Below are 14,403 nucleotides of genomic sequence, written 5' to 3' on the forward strand. Positions count from 1 at the left end.
TCGGGGGGAAACGCGTTGTTCGCTTTGGGCAGGTCGACAGGGTCAAAGAGCGGCCGGAGCGACTGGCTGCGCGAGCCAAGCAGGCGAAATCCTACATTGCAAGGGCTTGGGAGTGGACTCGACGAACCACGCCCTGCAACGCCAATTGAGCAATCACTTCCTTCCGAACAACTTCTCGATATCGCCGTGCGCCAATTTCACCCAGGTCGGGCGGCCATGGTTGCATTGGCCCGAATGGGGGGTGACCTCCATCTCGCGGAGCAGCGCGTTCATTTCGGCGACCGAGAGGATGCGGCCGGCGCGGACCGAGCCGTGGCAGGCCATGGTCGCGGCGACATGATCGAGCCGCTCCTTGAGGCTAAGGGCCTCGTCGAAGCTGGCGAGTTCGTCGGCGAGATCGGTGACGAGGCCGTGGACATCGCCCTGCCCCAGCGCAGCGGGCGTGGCGCGGACGAGCATCGCGCGCGGGCCGAAGCGTTCGAGGTCGAGGCCGAACGCGGCCAGCTCCGCGGCGCGGGCTTCGAGGCGGTCGCACGCCGGCTCGTCGAGTTCGACGACCTCGGGAAGGAGGAGCGCCTGGCTCGCCACGCCCCCGCCCTGCATCGCTCGGCGCATCCGTTCGAGGACGAGGCGTTCGTGCGCGGCATGCTGGTCGACCAGGACGAGGCCGTCCTCGGCCTCGGCGACGATATAGGTCTTGGCGACCTGGCCCCGGGCGACACCGAGGGGGTGTTGGAGGGTGGCGGGAACAGCTTCGGTGGCGGGTTCGGCGCGAGCCATGGGGGGTGGGGTCAGGAAGGTCGGGCGGCGGTCGTGGACTGCAGTGCCAGCTCCGTAGCCGTCATCCCGGCGAAAGCCGGGACCCAGGGCCCCAAACGATGTCTGTAGTAACTCTGGGTCCCGGCTTTCGCCGGGATGACGGTCTGGAAAGGAGCCAGGCTGCCACATGCCCAGCGCACTCTCGCTCGGCCGCTGCACGCTGCGATGCCCCGCCGCATCGAGCGCCCGCCGCAGCCCGCTCACGATCAGCCCCCGCGCCAGCGCCGGGTCGCGGAAGCGGACTTCGGTCTTGGCGGGGTGGACGTTCACATCGACCGCGTCCGCCGGCACGTCGAGGAACAGCGCGACCACCGGATGCCGGTCGCGCGCGAGCATCTCGGCATAGGCGCCGCGGACCGCGCCCGCGAGGAGGCGGTCCTTCACGGGCCGTCCGTTGACGAAGAGATATTGATGGTCCGCCACGCCGCGGTTGAAGGTCGGCAGGCCCGCGACCCCGCCGAGCACCAGCCCCTCGCGCTCGAAATCGATCGCGACGCTGTTGTCGAACAGCGCCCGGTCGGTCAGCGCCGCGACGCGCTCGGGGCGGGTCTCGCCGCCCTGGACCTGGAGCACGCGGCGGCCGTCATGCTCGACCGAGAAGGCGATATCGGGCCGCGCCATGGCGAGGCGCTTCACCACATCGAGGCAGGCGGCATATTCGGACCGCGCCGAGCGCAGGAATTTGCGCCGCGCCGGCACCCGCTCGAACAATTGCTCGACGCGGACGCGCGTGCCGGGCGGAAGCGCCGCCGGCCCTTCGCGCTCGACCGTGCCGTTATCCACCACGCGCGACCAGCCTTCCGCCCCGCGCACCCGGCTTTCGAGGCTCAGCCGCGCCACGCTGGCGATCGACGGCAACGCCTCGCCGCGAAAACCCAACGTGGTAACCTGATCGATCGCGTCGTCGGGCAGCTTCGAGGTGGCGTGACGCTCGAGCGCCAGCGCCATTTCGGACGGGCTCATGCCGCACCCGTCATCGACCACTTCGACCAGCTCGGTGCCGCCCGCACCAAGGCGTATCGCGATGCGCGTGGCGCCCGCGTCGATCGCGTTTTCCGTCAATTCCTTCAACGCGCTGGCGGGCCGTTCGACCACTTCGCCGGCGGCGATTCGATTGACCAGATGCTCAGGGAGACGGCGTATTGACACAGGGGTCGCTCTAGACCAAGCGAAGGCATTCCGCGACCCGCATCCGCCATAAAACCGAGGCTGGAGTCGATCCGCTTCGGACGGGTTGGGAACAAGTTTTTTGTGCGAACAGCGGCGCGGACATGTCCAGCGCCACAGGACGGGACGGTTGATGATTTTCTCGCGCTTTTTCCGAATGATGTCTCACGACATGGCGATCGATCTGGGGACGGCCAACACGGTCGTCTATCTGCGCGGACGCGGGGTCGTGCTCAACGAGCCGTCGGTCGTCGCGGTCGAGACGCTCAACGGCGTGCGCAAGGTCAAGGCGGTCGGCGACGACGCCAAGCTGATGATGGGCAAGACGCCCGGATCGATCGAGGCGATTCGCCCGCTTCGCGACGGCGTGATCGCCGATATCGACGTCGCCGAGCAGATGATCAGCCACTTCATCCGCAAGGTCCATGGCCAGCGCCGCTTCATGCGCTGGCCGCAGATCGTGATCTGCGTGCCCTCGGGCTCGACCTCGGTCGAGCGCCGCGCGATCCGCGACGCCGCGTCGAACGCGGGCGCGAGCCAGGTATGGCTGATCGAGGAGCCGATGGCGGCCGCGATCGGCGCCGACATGCCGGTGACCGAGCCGATCGGCTCGATGGTCGTCGATATCGGCGGCGGCACCACCGAAGTCGCGGTGCTTTCGCTGCGCGGCCTCGCTTACTCGACCTCGGTCCGCGTCGGCGGCGACAAGATGGACGAGGCGATCGTCTCGTACGTCCGCCGCAACCACAACCTGCTGATCGGCGAAGCCACCGCCGAGCGGATCAAGCAGGAAGTCGGCGTCGCCAAGCCGCCCGCGGACGGGATCGGCCAGACGATCCACATCAAGGGCCGCGACCTCGTCAACGGGGTCCCCAAGGAGATCCAGATCAACCAGGGCCAGATCGCCGAGGCGCTTTCGGAGCCGGTCGGGACGATCGTCGAGGGCGTGCGCATCGCGCTCGAGAACACCGCGCCGGAGCTGGCGGCGGACATCGTCGATCAGGGTATCGTGCTCACGGGGGGTGGTGCGCTGCTCAAGGGGATCGACGAAGTGCTCCGCGATGAGACGGGATTGCCCGTCACCATCGCCGAGGACCCGCTGACCTGTGTGGCGCTGGGTACCGGTCGTGCGCTAGAAGATCCGGTATTCCGGGGTGTGTTGATCCAGGTCTGAAAGAGTAGGGGAAGATGGCGCCGCCACGCGACCGGCGCCCGGGGTTTTCTAGGCGGGCGCAGTACGGCCTATTCTTGGGATATGTGGGTGCGGTCGGCGGTGCGCTGATCGGCGCAGCCTTGCTGCTGCTCTCGACCTTTAACCCGCCCGCCTATGCCGCGGTGCGCGGCTTCTTCGCCGAGATCACCACACCGGTCTCCTCGGGGCTCGACTGGATCAAGCGCAGCATCGCCGGCACGCCCGCGGGCATTGCCGAACATTGGGACGTCAAGGCCGAGAATGACCGGCTCAAGAAGGAGCTGGCCGACAACAACACCCTGGTCGAGCGCGCCCGCACGCTCAACCAGGAGAACCGGCGGCTGCGCGCGATGCTCAAGCTGCGCGACGCCACCACCGACAGCGTCGTCGCCGCGCGGCTGGTCAACAGCTCGGCCTCGAGCACGCGGCGCTATGCCACGCTCAATGCGGGATCATGGCAGGGCGTGAAGCGCGGCCAGCCCGTGCGCGAACCCGACGGGCTGATCGGCCAGGTGATCGAGGTGGGGCCCAATTCGGCGCGCGTGCTGCTGATCATCGATTCGAGCAGCAACATCCCCGTGCGCCGCACCCGCGACGGCTTGCCCGCGATCGCGACGGGCCGCGGCGACGGCCAGCTCGACCTCAAGTCCGCCGCGGTCACCAGCGGCGATTTCAAGCCCGGCGACCTGTTCGTCACCTCGGGCACCGGGGGCATCTTCCCGCCCAACATCCCCGTCGCCCGCGTCGTCCGCGCGCAGGGCGTCACCGCGATCGGCCAGCCCGCCGCCAATCCCGACGCGCTCGATTTCGCGCTGGTCCAGCAACCCTTCCTGCCCGAACCCACCCCCTCCCCTTCGCCGACGCCCGGGGGTGCCGCCCCCAAATGAGATCGGACCATATCCCGCTGAGCCGGACCGAGGAGCGCACCCGCGCCTCGTGGCTCGCGCCGGCCACGATCGTGCTGGGTTCGCTGCTCACCCTCCTCCCCTTCGTCGCCACCTTCCCCTTCCTGCCGCCGTTCGGGCTGCTGATGCTGCTCGGCTGGCGGCTGACGCGCGCGGATACGGTCAAGGTGTGGGCGCCGGTCCCGCTCGGGCTGCTCGACGACATGGTCAGCGGCCAGCCGCTGGGCAGCGCGATGCTGCTGTGGACGATGTGCTTCATCGCGATCGACGTGCTCGACACGCGGCTGGTGTGGCGCGATTTCTGGCAGGACTGGCTGATCGCGGCGGGCGCGGCGGGCTTCTGCCTGATCGCGGGCCGGCTGATCGCGGCACCCTTCGCCGCGCATGTCGATACCGCCCTGCTGCTCCAGATCGTGATCTGCGCCGCGCTCTTCCCGCTGATCTCCAGCCTGTGCGGCTGGCTCGACCGCGACGCGAAGAAGGGCTGACGCGGCGATGCGGATCACCGAAGCCGCGCAGGCCTATAGCTTCTCCCGCCGGGCGCTGATGCTCGGGGCGATCCAGGGCGGGGTCGGACTGGTGCTCGCGGGCCGCATGACCTGGCTCGCGGTGCTCGAGAATGAGAAGTTCAGCCTGCTCGCCGAGAGCAACCGCATCAACCTGACGCTCACCCCGCCGCGCCGCGGCTGGATCGTCGACCGCAACGGCCGCGAGCTCGCGCTCAACCGCGCCGCCTTCCGCGTCGACCTGATCCCCGATCAGATCGAGGACCAGGAGCATGTCCTCAAGACGCTCCAGCAGTTGCTGGGGCTCACGCCGGAGGATGTCGCGCGGCTCCAGACCGATCTCAAGCGCTCGCGCGGATTCCGGCCGATCCAGGTTTCGGAAAAGCTCGATTGGGAGCGCTATGCGGCGCTGCTGGTCCGCCTGCCCGAGCTGGCGGGCGTCCAGCCGAGCGAGAGCTTCGCCCGCTATTACCCGCTGGGCGCGGGCGTGGGCCATCTGCTCGGCTATGTCGGCGCGGCCTCGGCCGAACAGTACGCCAAGGAAAAGGACCCGATCCTCGTCGCCCCCGGCTTCAAGCTGGGCAAGGACGGGATCGAGAAGACGATGGAGGACGTGCTGCGCGGCACGCCCGGCGCCAAGCGCGTCGAGGTGACCGCGCATGGCAAGCCCGTCCGCGAGCTCGAGACGCGGCCCGATACGCCGGGCAAGAACGTCAAGCTGACCGTCGAGATGGGGCTGCAGGAATATGCGGCGCGGCGGCTGGGGACCAACTCGGGCTCGGCGGTGGTGATCGACGTGTCGAACGGCGACATCCTCGCGATGGTGTCGATGCCCGCATACGACCCCAACAGCTTCTCCGACGGCATCGGCCAGAGCGAATGGAAGATGCTGAGCGAGGACGATCACGTGCCCTTGATGAACAAGGTGCTCCAGGGTCTCTATCCGCCCGGCTCGACGGTCAAGCCGATGAACGGGCTGGCGCTGCTCGCGGCGGGGATCGATCCGCACGCGGTGGTGAATTGCAGCGGCGCGATGCAGGTCGGCAACGGCGTGTTCCACTGCCACAAGCGCGGCGGCCATGGCGGTGTCGATCTGCGCCGCGCGGTCGCGCAGAGCTGCGACATCTATTTCTACGAGATGGTCCGCCGCGTCGGCTATGACGCGGTGGCGCCGGTGGCGCGCTCGCTCGGCATGGGGCAGAAATTCACCCTGCCCTTCACCACCCAGCGATCGGGCACGATCCCTGACAGCGCGTGGAAGCTCAAGCGCTACAAGGAAGCCTGGACCGTCGCGGACTCGCTCAACGCGTCGATCGGCCAGGGCTATGTGCTCGCCAATCCGCTCCAGCTCGCCGTGATGGCGGCGCGGCTCGCCTCGGGCAAGGCGCTGGTGCCGCGGATCATCGCCGACGAGCCGGTCCAGCCCGCCCCGCCGCTCAACGTCACGCCCGAGCATTTCGCGATCGTGCGCGACGCGATGTTCGCGGTGGTCAATGACGGCGGCACCGGCGGCGCCAGCCGGATGCTGGTCCCCGGCGTCACGCTCGCCGCCAAGACCGGCACCGCGCAGGTCCGCCGCATCACCAAGGCCGAGCGCGCATCGGGCGTGCTCAAGAACGCCGCCTTGCCCTTCAAGCTGCGCGACCACGCGCTGTTCATCTGCTTTGCGCCGGCCGACAATCCGAAATATGCCGCCGCGGTGGTGCTCGAGCATAACGGCCACACCGTCCGCAACCTCGATACGCCGCTGATCGGGCGCGACATCATGACCTATCTGTTCGACAAGGAGATGGCGCTCAAATCGCTCGCCGAGGTCGAACCGAGCTGGGGCGGCGACTACAAGACGCGCATGGCCGAGCAGGCCAAGGCCTTCCAGGCGACCCAGAGCGCGCCGCCGCCGCCGACGCCCGAGGATACCGAGGCCGCCGCGGACAATGTCTCCGCCGCGGCCGCTGCCGCCACCACCAACACCATCGATACCGACGCCGCGGATACCGGCAGCGTGGAGCCTGACGAATGAGCACCTTGGGTCCCGGCTTCGTCCCCGCGCCGCTCGCGCAGCTGCCGTGGAAGATCATCCTGCTGATCGCCGCGATCGGCGTGTTCGGGCTGCTGGTGCTCTATTCGGCGGCGGGCGGCGATCTTCAGAAATGGGCGATGCCGCAGGGCATCCGCTTCTTCGCCTTCCTCGCCATGGCGATCGCGCTCAGCCGCGTACCCGAAGGGTTCTGGGCGATGGCGGCCTTCCCGATGTACGGCGTGATCCTGGCCATGCTGCTCGGCGTCGAGCTGCTCGGCGCGGTCGCGGGCGGCAGCCAGCGATGGCTCGACCTGGGCCTCATCCGCCTCCAGCCCTCCGAGCTGATGAAGCCGGTGATCGTGCTGACCCTTGCGCGCTTCTACGAGATATTGCCCGCAGGCGAGATAAGGAAGTTCGGCGCAATCTGGCCCGCGGCAGTGCTGATCGGCCTGCCCGCCGGGCTCGTCATGCTCCAGCCCGATCTCGGCACCGCGCTGATGATCACCGCGGGCGGGATCATGGTGATGTTCCTCGCGGGCGTGCCGCTGCGCCTGTTCATCGGCGGCGCGCTGGGCATGGCGGTGGCGGCACCGCTCGCGGTCAACTTCCTGCTCCACGACTATCAGCGGAACCGCGTGCTGATCTTCCTCAACCCCGAAAGCGACCCGCTCGGCACCGGCTATCATATCAGCCAGTCGAAGATCGCGATCGGATCGGGCGGGATCTTCGGCAAGGGCTTCCTCAACGGCACCCAGAGCCATCTCGACTATCTCCCCGAGGGCCATACCGACTTCGCGCTGGCGACGATGATGGAGGAATGGGGGCTGCTCGGCGGCTTCTTCCTGATCATCGCCTTCGGGCTGCTGGTGCGCTGGGGGATCAATGTCGGGGTGCGCTCGCAGAGCCGCTTCGCGCGGCTGGCGGCGGCGGGGCTGGCGACGACGATCTTCTTCTATGTCGCGATCAACATGGCGATGGTGATGGGCCTCGCGCCGGTCGTCGGCGTGCCCCTGCCCTTCATCAGCTTCGGCGGCACCGCGGTGATGACGGCGATGATCTGCCTCGGCATATTGATGTCGTTCGACCGCCAGAACCGCAAGGTCGTCACCTGGTGAACGAATAGGCGATTTGGGGTTTGCAATCCGCGGAATCGGATGCTAACGGCCCCGCTCCCGAACGGCAGGCGCTTCACCAAAGCGCCCCCAAATGCCCCGGAATGGACGCATAGCTCAGTTGGTAGAGCAGCTGACTCTTAATCAGCGGGTCCTAGGTTCGAGCCCTAGTGCGTCCACCATTTTCTTCTTATAGTTCAAACACTTAGCTGGAGAAGATCTCGGCGTTGCGGAACCGGTCTGGGCGCTAGGTAACGCTCTAGGTAACAGCTCACCGCGAGATTTTTCTTCGTCCCCAGCCGTCTCAGAGCGGCCAAACAGGCCCCGAGTCACCAATCAAAGTGACCAATCGATCGCGGCACAGCTAATTCTCACGGTCGCGGACTGACGGGCCTCGGACGGGAAGGAGGACGTGGTTCTGGTGGCGCGCATTCCTCTTCGCTCGCATCCGCGCTACGGATCGAGGCCAATTGGAGGGGGTTATCGTGCCAGATGCAACAACGGCCTTGGTCGCCGCGGCCGCGACTATGGTCACAGCTAGCGTGGCTCTCTTTGGTGCGGTTATCTCCAAGGACGTCAAGATTACGGAGTTCCGGCAGGCTTGGATCAACGACCAGCGACGGGACCTAGCGGTCGTGACTGCGCTGGCACGACAGTTGTCGGGGCGCGCGAGCAAAGGAAAGAAGATTGATCTGCGGGAATTCGACGAAGCATTCGACCGCATCGTGCTTCGCGAGAACCGCGAAAAGAATGAGTGGGCCAAACCGATCGCCTCCATCGGCAGAGTCCGGGACGCTATCATATCCACCACCCCCCAGATCCCGATAATCGATCGCGAGATTAGGCTGCTTCAGCAAGAGGCGCAGAATCTTCTCAAGACCGAGTGGAACCGCGTGCGCGATGGAGAAGAAACCTATCGCCAGTTTAAAAAGAACATGCTGCTCACGATCAAAGGCGCAATCGTGCTCATCATCGTGATGCTTGCCGCTTTAGCGTACGGCAAGGGATTCATCACTTTTGGGTGCTCAAAAGGCTAGCGGCCCTTCTCTATTAGTACGGCGGGTAAGATGAGTCTGCCTCGCGGGCCGCTGGGCATCGTGGCCGAGGCGCATGGCGCCGGTCACCCGGACAGCGGCCGTCATAGCCTTCGCCCGGAGATCGGCTTAAGATGTTCCTCACGGATACCTTGGCAAAGCTCGATGCAAAAGGGTAACGATCGCCGATACAGGGCGAACAGATCCCTCAGACGCGCGGATTGGGGACTAGATGTCAGCGGTTGCAGTCGAAAGCGCCAGATTTAAAAAGGCGCAAGAACTCGGCAAGCGCATCCGAGAATCCGTGGACGGCGACGCGATCGAGCTTCCGCTCAGCACCAGCCAGCGTATCATTGCCCGGGTTACTGACGGGATTTACCGGGAGCCTTGGGCGGCGTTCCGAGAACTCTGCGCGAACGCGTACGACGCCGATGCGACGCGTGTTGTGATCGAAACCGGTGCTCCGGAATTCGATCAGATCACCATCCGCGACGACGGCGCGGGAATGACCCCTGAGACCCTAGGGTACGTCGTCGAAAATATCGGCGGCAGCAGCAAGCGTACGACAGAGGGTCCGATGCTGCATACCGCAAGCGACGCCGACCCTGATTTCAGTCCTGGCGGCCGGCCCTTGATTGGCAAAATCGGCATCGGTCTATTTGCTGTTGCACAGCTAACGCAGCATTTTCAAATCATCACCAAGGCCCGCGGCGAAAAAGTCCGGTCCTGGGCGACAGTGATTCTGAAGACACATAACGAGGCCAGGCTGAAGGACGGGCCCCCGGGCGCCGAGTTTGAGGCTGGGCGTGTTCAGATCCGTTCGGAGGAAGTTCCCGAAGCGGAACTGGAAGCGCATGGCACGACCATCATTCTCCACGAGCTTCGGCCGGAAATCCGGCGGCTGCTGCAAAGCACCAATATGTGGCAGGCCCAAGCCGAGCTCGGGCCAAATGACGAACCAATCATGCCCCCGCCAGCCTATCACATTGGACGACGCGACGACGAAAAGCGCGGCCTGACCCATCTCGATCCAAATCTTCCCTGGAAGGATGGCCTGGAACCGCTTGAGCGATTTCGGGAGCTTGTGCGGGTGGCCGCTGAAACCGAGGAGAGCTCGAAGAAGGGCCCCTCGCTTGAACAGCTTGATGAGTACCTTCGTTCAATCTGGAAATTGAGCCTGTCGCTCCCGTTGGAATATATCGACCGGCACCCGTTCGACATTACCGGCGATTCGGGGATGATCTTCCTGGATGTCCCACGCACAAATCGGCGTGCCGATATTGTGAAGCTTGCCGCCAAGGAAACGCTGCGGGACCATTTCGGGCTGGTATCCGGCCGAACCGACGGCGTCGGAAAATTCGACGTAGAGTTCGATGGCATCCTTCTGCGCCGGCCGATCGCGCTGCCTGAAGAACTGGCCGTTGCTTCGCGCCTTCCCGCGCCCGTAATGATGGTGGGCAGCGAGACAGCACCGTTTCCTGAAACTTCGCTGGACCGGGCCGGCGGGAATCTGCGGTTCGAGGCCTATCTCTACTGGAACAGCAAGATCAGCCCGAAGGACGTGCAAGGCTCACTGATTCGGGTCCGCGAAGCGAGCGGAACCCTCTTCGACGCGCGCTTCGCCGATTATCAGGTGTCGGAACAGAGTCGGCTCCGCCAGATCACTGCCGAGATCTTCGTGCTGGAAGGCCTTGACGGTGCCATCAATATCGATCGAGAATCGTTCAACTACAGTCATCCCCATTACATATACATCCAGAAATGGCTTCACCGGGCGCTGCGGCTCCTTGCGAACAGGCTAAAGTATATCGCCGGCGAGGATCTGGAGCGAGAGCGGAAGGAGCAAAAGACCCAGACGGCAGAAGCAACGCTGCAGTCCGCCTATGATATTTGGTCCTCACGGCGCGGCGCTGACGCCGATCCTCCGTTCCGGCAAACTGTCACGCCGCAACTTCCGACCACCGTGGCGGAAGCTTCTATAGTTTGGAAGCGCGAGCCGGCTCCCGACCATGTCTCGCTTGCCGCAGCGATATCGGTTGTACTCGAGGCGTATGGCGTACTTTCCGATCTCCGCCAGGATGAGCGTGCGGAACTGATCAACGATCTTATCCAGGTGATGCAGACCCATGGCATCAAGTGAGGGCGAGACGGATATCAGCGCCGAGTTCGCAGAAGAGTCTTTGCCGGCCCCGATAAGCACTGACGCGGTACCAATCCGGCTGAACAACCTTTTCCCATGGCACCGGCCTCGCAAACAGAAAGTCAGGCAGGACCAGTGGGTCGGGCTGGCGGCCCGGCTCATCCAGAAGCTAAAGGACCAACATGTCCTTGTTTCTCAACCAATAAAGCTTCCCGACGGCAGCTCGGTCTCACGGCTGCCGGAGGTCCGTTATCTGACGCTTCCGGGGCTGGACTATCTTGATGTCCGGCTAATCGGCGAGATGTGCAGCGGCAACGATTGCAGCCTTGAGACCGTAGGATTCCTGAGCGATGCCGAAGATGCCGGCACGATGGCGCGCGCGTGTGCGGGAGACATCCCTCATCCAGGCGGGTTATATCAAGGATACATCGATCACGCTTCCCCGCGACTTTGAGTCGATCTGCAGCACTGACAGCGGCACGCTGCGCGAGCTCAAGCGCCGGGCGCCGTTTCATGTCGTCAATATTGATGCTTGCGGCTCTATCGCCCCCACGAATGCCACGCATTCGAGGCGGCTGATTGACGCGATTCACCGCCTCGTGGAACTCCAGCTAAGCAAAGCCACTCACCGCTGGCTGCTATTCGTCACCGTGGACGCACGCGACGGCGATCTTGATCCGGCGACGTTCGAGAAGCTGTGTGACGCGGTCCGTGTGAATGCCAAGGCTAGTGCGGAGTTCGAAACCGGCGCCATTGCTTTCCTTCATCCTGGAGCAAGCGATCTTGAAAGCGCGATCGCTACGGCGAAAAGCGGCGACGGCCGTCCTTTCCTGAACATCTTCGCGCTCGGCTTTGCCAAATGGCTGTTGCACATGGCCGGCGCGAAGCAATGGTCTGTCCGGCTCAAACGGTCCCATTGCTATTCGACCCGCCCAGTTGACGATCCCTCTCCGTCGATGGTCTCGCTCGCGCTGGAATTTCTTCCGCCGCCGATCGGACTCGTAGATCCATTCGGCGTCTCGCGGCAAAGGCCTTCACCGGGCGGAGCAACAGACGATCCATCTATGCAGATTTTGGCCAGCGCGGCGGTGATTGACGATCTTGACGCCTTGCTCGAAGCCGACGCAGAACTGAGCACCAATTTAAACGCGTCGACGCATTTGCTCCTAGCTGAGGCTGGATATGAGGCTGATGCCCTGTCGCCTCTGGTCGCTGAAGCAGTCGCGGGGCAATCTACGCCGCCTCACCGCTTTCCAGACCTTCTTGCACGGCCAGAATCTTAAGAAGGCTTCTAGCCACCGCCTCAGCCATGGTCGGCGGGACTGCCTCGCTGACCTGATCAATCTGCGACGAAAGCGAGCCAAGTAACTCATAGGCATGCGGGAACCCCTGCAGCCGCATCGCCTCGTATACGCTCAACCGCCGGTGGCAGTCCGGGTGAACGTGGACTTCGCGGTGGCCATAGGCAACGGTGATGCTCGGCTTGTCCCACGCCAGCGTCTTGAAGCTGCGATGGCTGCTGTCACCAGAACGCAGGCCGCCCAATTTGAACCGCGGTGATCGGGGAGCCATGCACCAGTGATTGCGGTGATGCGGAAAGTTGGACGGATCAACGCCCTTGGCGAAATGCATGGGCTCGGGCAGCCCTTTAAGTACGGTCGAAACTGACGGGCTGCGCTCCGCCTCAGGGACCTTCGCCGCACCGCGCCAAGCGGTCTTCCCGAACAATTCTCTGTTCAATCCGACAATGAACAAACGCTCGCGTTTTTGTGGTGTGCCGTAGTCCGCCGCGTTCAAGAGCTGCTCGGAAACGAAGAACCCCCCGTCGGCCAATGCCTTCTTGAACAGGATCAACCGGTGCTCATGAAGGCTGCTGCGCAATCCTTTGACATTCTCCATGACAAAGAACTTCACCGGGTTCCGCGCATTCAGCGTCTTCAGCAGCCGCGCATAGACGAGCGGCAGCTGATGGCGGGGATCGGCATCAGTGATCGCACGGTTCGCCTGGCTGAAGCTCTGGCAGGGAGGTCCGCCGATGACGCCCTCGGGCGCGAACTGGGAACCCCAAAGTTCGTCGAGCTTTTCAAGCGTGAGATCATTCACATCGGCACAGTGGGCGTGCTTGTCAGTGCGATTGTGATTATAGGAACGAACGCTGTCCGCCTTCTTGTCGAAAGCAAGACCGATCTCAAAATCCGCGTTCTCAAAGCCTAGATCGAGCCCTCCGGCACCGCAAAAAAGGCTCAGCAGCAAGTGGGAACTCCTTCAATGCTCCTGAGGCGGCGCCCCTCGCGAGCGCATTTTTAGCGGAAATCAAGCAGAATATCCAGAACAATAGGAAAACATATTTGGCTGACAGCATGACCCCCGCACAACGCAGCCGGTGCATGTCGCGGATACGTTCGCGAGACACGAAACCGGAGCTCGCCCTGCGGCGCGCCTTGTTCGGGCGGGGCCTCAGGTTCCGAGTCAAATCCGGGCTGAAGGGCAAGCCCGATATCGTGCTGACCCGCGCGAAGATTGCCATATTCGTGGATGGATGCTTCTGGCACGGATGCCCGGAGCACGGCACCAGTCCCAAGTCAAACTCGGCATACTGGACTGAGAAGCTCGCGCGAAATCGCACACGTGATGCCGAAGTTGCCGCAACGCTGTCAGCCCAAGGCTGGCATGTCATCCGGTACTGGGACCATGATGTTAGCAGCGACCTCAATCGCGTCGCGCAAGAGATCGAGACTCTGTGGCGGTCGAGGGCGCTATCCAAGGTAGGGCTGACATGATGGCGCAGCACTCTAACAAGTCCGGAAAAGTGGTGTTCGTCCAAGTATCCCGCGACGGGACGCCGCGGCTTCAGAGTTCATCGGATGGTTGAAATGTCATTCTCAATGCGCGGCTACGTGTTCCAAAAAGGACTGGACGATCTGCGTCGCGCGTTTGAGGCCACCATGGCGACCATCCATACCGCACATGAGAACGCGCAGGCTGATTGGTTAGCTGACAAGAAGGCTATCGAAGCGGGAGTGTTAGAGGCCGGCGTTTATGAAGACCGAGATTTCCTCTACGATCGTGAGACCCTCCACGAACTGCTGATTGAGCAGAGCCGCGCGGCCATCCCAATCGCGATCAATGCCTATGTGGTGATACTCCACCACTTCTGGGAGAAAGCCGTAGATGATTGGCGGATGGCAAAGCGAGGAAAAAACTACGATGCGAAGCGGGAATACGCCTGGCTGGAGAGCCATGGGCTAGCGCCGGATCGGGCTGCGCTAGAGTTTCTTCGCAAGGCAGCGAATACCATCAAGCACAACAACCCTGAGTTATATGTCGACCACTCGCACTTGTTCAACATGGGCAATGGGTCAGCGGCGCGCCCCGACTATGCTGGCGGACTAAGACTGGCAGATGGCGACTTCCTCAGACTTCTAGATAGCGTCAGGGCGTCTGGCCTACAGATTACCAGCCGAGACCCGTTTCCTTACGAACCCTGAGGTTCGACATAATCGAGCTC

At 63.9% G+C, this 14,403-nt stretch carries 12 protein-coding genes and 1 tRNA gene; 11 read left to right on the forward strand and 2 right to left on the reverse strand.

What is annotated here, in order from left to right:
• Positions 1-153: 153 nt before the first annotated feature.
• Positions 154-1,968 (reverse strand): DNA mismatch repair endonuclease MutL, encoded by a 1,815-nt coding sequence (gene mutL / locus OF829_RS16475; protein WP_264941217.1) that lies wholly within the window; start codon positions 1,966-1,968, stop codon positions 154-156.
• A gap of 151 nt (positions 1,969-2,119) precedes the next feature.
• Between mutL and OF829_RS16480 the strand changes: the two genes are divergently transcribed.
• From OF829_RS16480 to OF829_RS16520, 9 genes are all read left to right on the forward strand, one after another.
• Complete coding sequence (locus OF829_RS16480; protein WP_319951563.1) at positions 2,120-3,160, forward strand: rod shape-determining protein; 1,041 nt, start codon at positions 2,120-2,122, stop codon at positions 3,158-3,160.
• 83 nt (positions 3,161-3,243) lie between these two features.
• The gene (gene mreC / locus OF829_RS16485; RefSeq protein ID WP_319951564.1) at positions 3,244-4,065 is read left to right on the forward strand and encodes a rod shape-determining protein MreC; all 822 of its coding nucleotides are present in this window, start codon (positions 3,244-3,246) and stop codon (positions 4,063-4,065) included.
• Positions 4,062-4,571 carry a rod shape-determining protein MreD gene (mreD, locus tag OF829_RS16490; protein ID WP_264941220.1) on the forward strand — a complete coding sequence of 170 codons (510 nt, stop codon included), beginning with the start codon at positions 4,062-4,064 and terminating at the stop codon, positions 4,569-4,571. The genes mreC and mreD overlap by 4 nt, the downstream gene beginning before the upstream one ends.
• Before the next feature lie 7 nt (positions 4,572-4,578).
• Positions 4,579-6,609 carry a penicillin-binding protein 2 gene (gene mrdA / locus OF829_RS16495; RefSeq protein ID WP_264941221.1) on the forward strand — a complete coding sequence of 677 codons (2,031 nt, stop codon included), beginning with the start codon at positions 4,579-4,581 and terminating at the stop codon, positions 6,607-6,609.
• The gene (gene rodA, locus OF829_RS16500; RefSeq protein WP_264941222.1) at positions 6,606-7,724 is read left to right on the forward strand and encodes a rod shape-determining protein RodA; all 1,119 of its coding nucleotides are present in this window, start codon (positions 6,606-6,608) and stop codon (positions 7,722-7,724) included. Before mrdA ends, rodA begins: the two co-directional genes overlap by 4 nt.
• A 103-nt stretch (positions 7,725-7,827) precedes the next feature.
• Positions 7,828-7,903 (forward strand) — tRNA-Lys (locus tag OF829_RS16505).
• 303 nt (positions 7,904-8,206) lie between these two features.
• Entirely contained in the window at positions 8,207-8,758 is a 552-nt protein-coding gene (locus OF829_RS16510; protein WP_264941223.1) for a hypothetical protein, read from the forward strand.
• A gap of 229 nt (positions 8,759-8,987) precedes the next feature.
• Positions 8,988-10,895, forward strand: a complete 1,908-nt coding sequence (locus OF829_RS16515; RefSeq protein ID WP_264941224.1) for an ATP-binding protein — start codon at positions 8,988-8,990, stop codon at positions 10,893-10,895.
• A gap of 350 nt (positions 10,896-11,245) precedes the next feature.
• The gene (locus OF829_RS16520) at positions 11,246-12,178 is read left to right on the forward strand and encodes a hypothetical protein (RefSeq protein WP_264941225.1); all 933 of its coding nucleotides are present in this window, start codon (positions 11,246-11,248) and stop codon (positions 12,176-12,178) included.
• Here the strand turns inward: OF829_RS16520 and OF829_RS16525 are convergent.
• Complete coding sequence (locus OF829_RS16525) at positions 12,129-13,148, reverse strand: DNA cytosine methyltransferase (protein WP_264941227.1); 1,020 nt, start codon at positions 13,146-13,148, stop codon at positions 12,129-12,131. The genes OF829_RS16520 and OF829_RS16525 overlap by 50 nt on opposite strands.
• Before the next feature lie 107 nt (positions 13,149-13,255).
• Between OF829_RS16525 and OF829_RS20620 the strand changes: the two genes are divergently transcribed.
• Both OF829_RS20620 and OF829_RS16530 read left to right on the forward strand, forming a co-directional pair.
• On the forward strand, positions 13,256-13,675 hold the full coding sequence (locus tag OF829_RS20620) for a very short patch repair endonuclease (RefSeq protein WP_406701443.1): 420 nt from the start codon (positions 13,256-13,258) through the stop codon (positions 13,673-13,675).
• A 105-nt stretch (positions 13,676-13,780) separates the two neighbouring features.
• Positions 13,781-14,383: a hypothetical protein gene (locus tag OF829_RS16530; protein WP_264941228.1), complete on the forward strand. Its 603-nt coding sequence runs from the start codon at positions 13,781-13,783 to the stop codon at positions 14,381-14,383.
• Positions 14,384-14,403: the final 20 nt, after the last annotated feature.

It is taken from the genome of Sphingomonas caeni (assembly GCF_026013415.1).
Lineage (GTDB): Bacteria > Pseudomonadota > Alphaproteobacteria > Sphingomonadales > Sphingomonadaceae > Sphingomonas > Sphingomonas caeni.

Bases quoted from the DNA above. Each gene is read 5' to 3' on its own strand.
- mreD (WP_264941220.1), top strand. From the start codon at position 4,062: ATGAGATCGGACCATATCCCGCTGAGCCGGACCGAGGAGCGCACCCGC.
- rodA (WP_264941222.1), top strand. From the start codon at position 6,606: ATGAGCACCTTGGGTCCCGGCTTCGTCCCCGCGCCGCTCGCGCAGCTG.
- OF829_RS16515 (WP_264941224.1), top strand. From the start codon at position 8,988: ATGTCAGCGGTTGCAGTCGAAAGCGCCAGATTTAAAAAGGCGCAAGAA.
- OF829_RS16530 (WP_264941228.1), top strand. From the start codon at position 13,781: ATGCGCGGCTACGTGTTCCAAAAAGGACTGGACGATCTGCGTCGCGCG.
- OF829_RS16520 (WP_264941225.1), top strand. From the start codon at position 11,246: ATGCCGAAGATGCCGGCACGATGGCGCGCGCGTGTGCGGGAGACATCC.
- OF829_RS20620 (WP_406701443.1), top strand. From the start codon at position 13,256: ATGACCCCCGCACAACGCAGCCGGTGCATGTCGCGGATACGTTCGCGA.
- OF829_RS16480 (WP_319951563.1), top strand. From the start codon at position 2,120: ATGATTTTCTCGCGCTTTTTCCGAATGATGTCTCACGACATGGCGATC.
- mrdA (WP_264941221.1), top strand. From the start codon at position 4,579: ATGCGGATCACCGAAGCCGCGCAGGCCTATAGCTTCTCCCGCCGGGCG.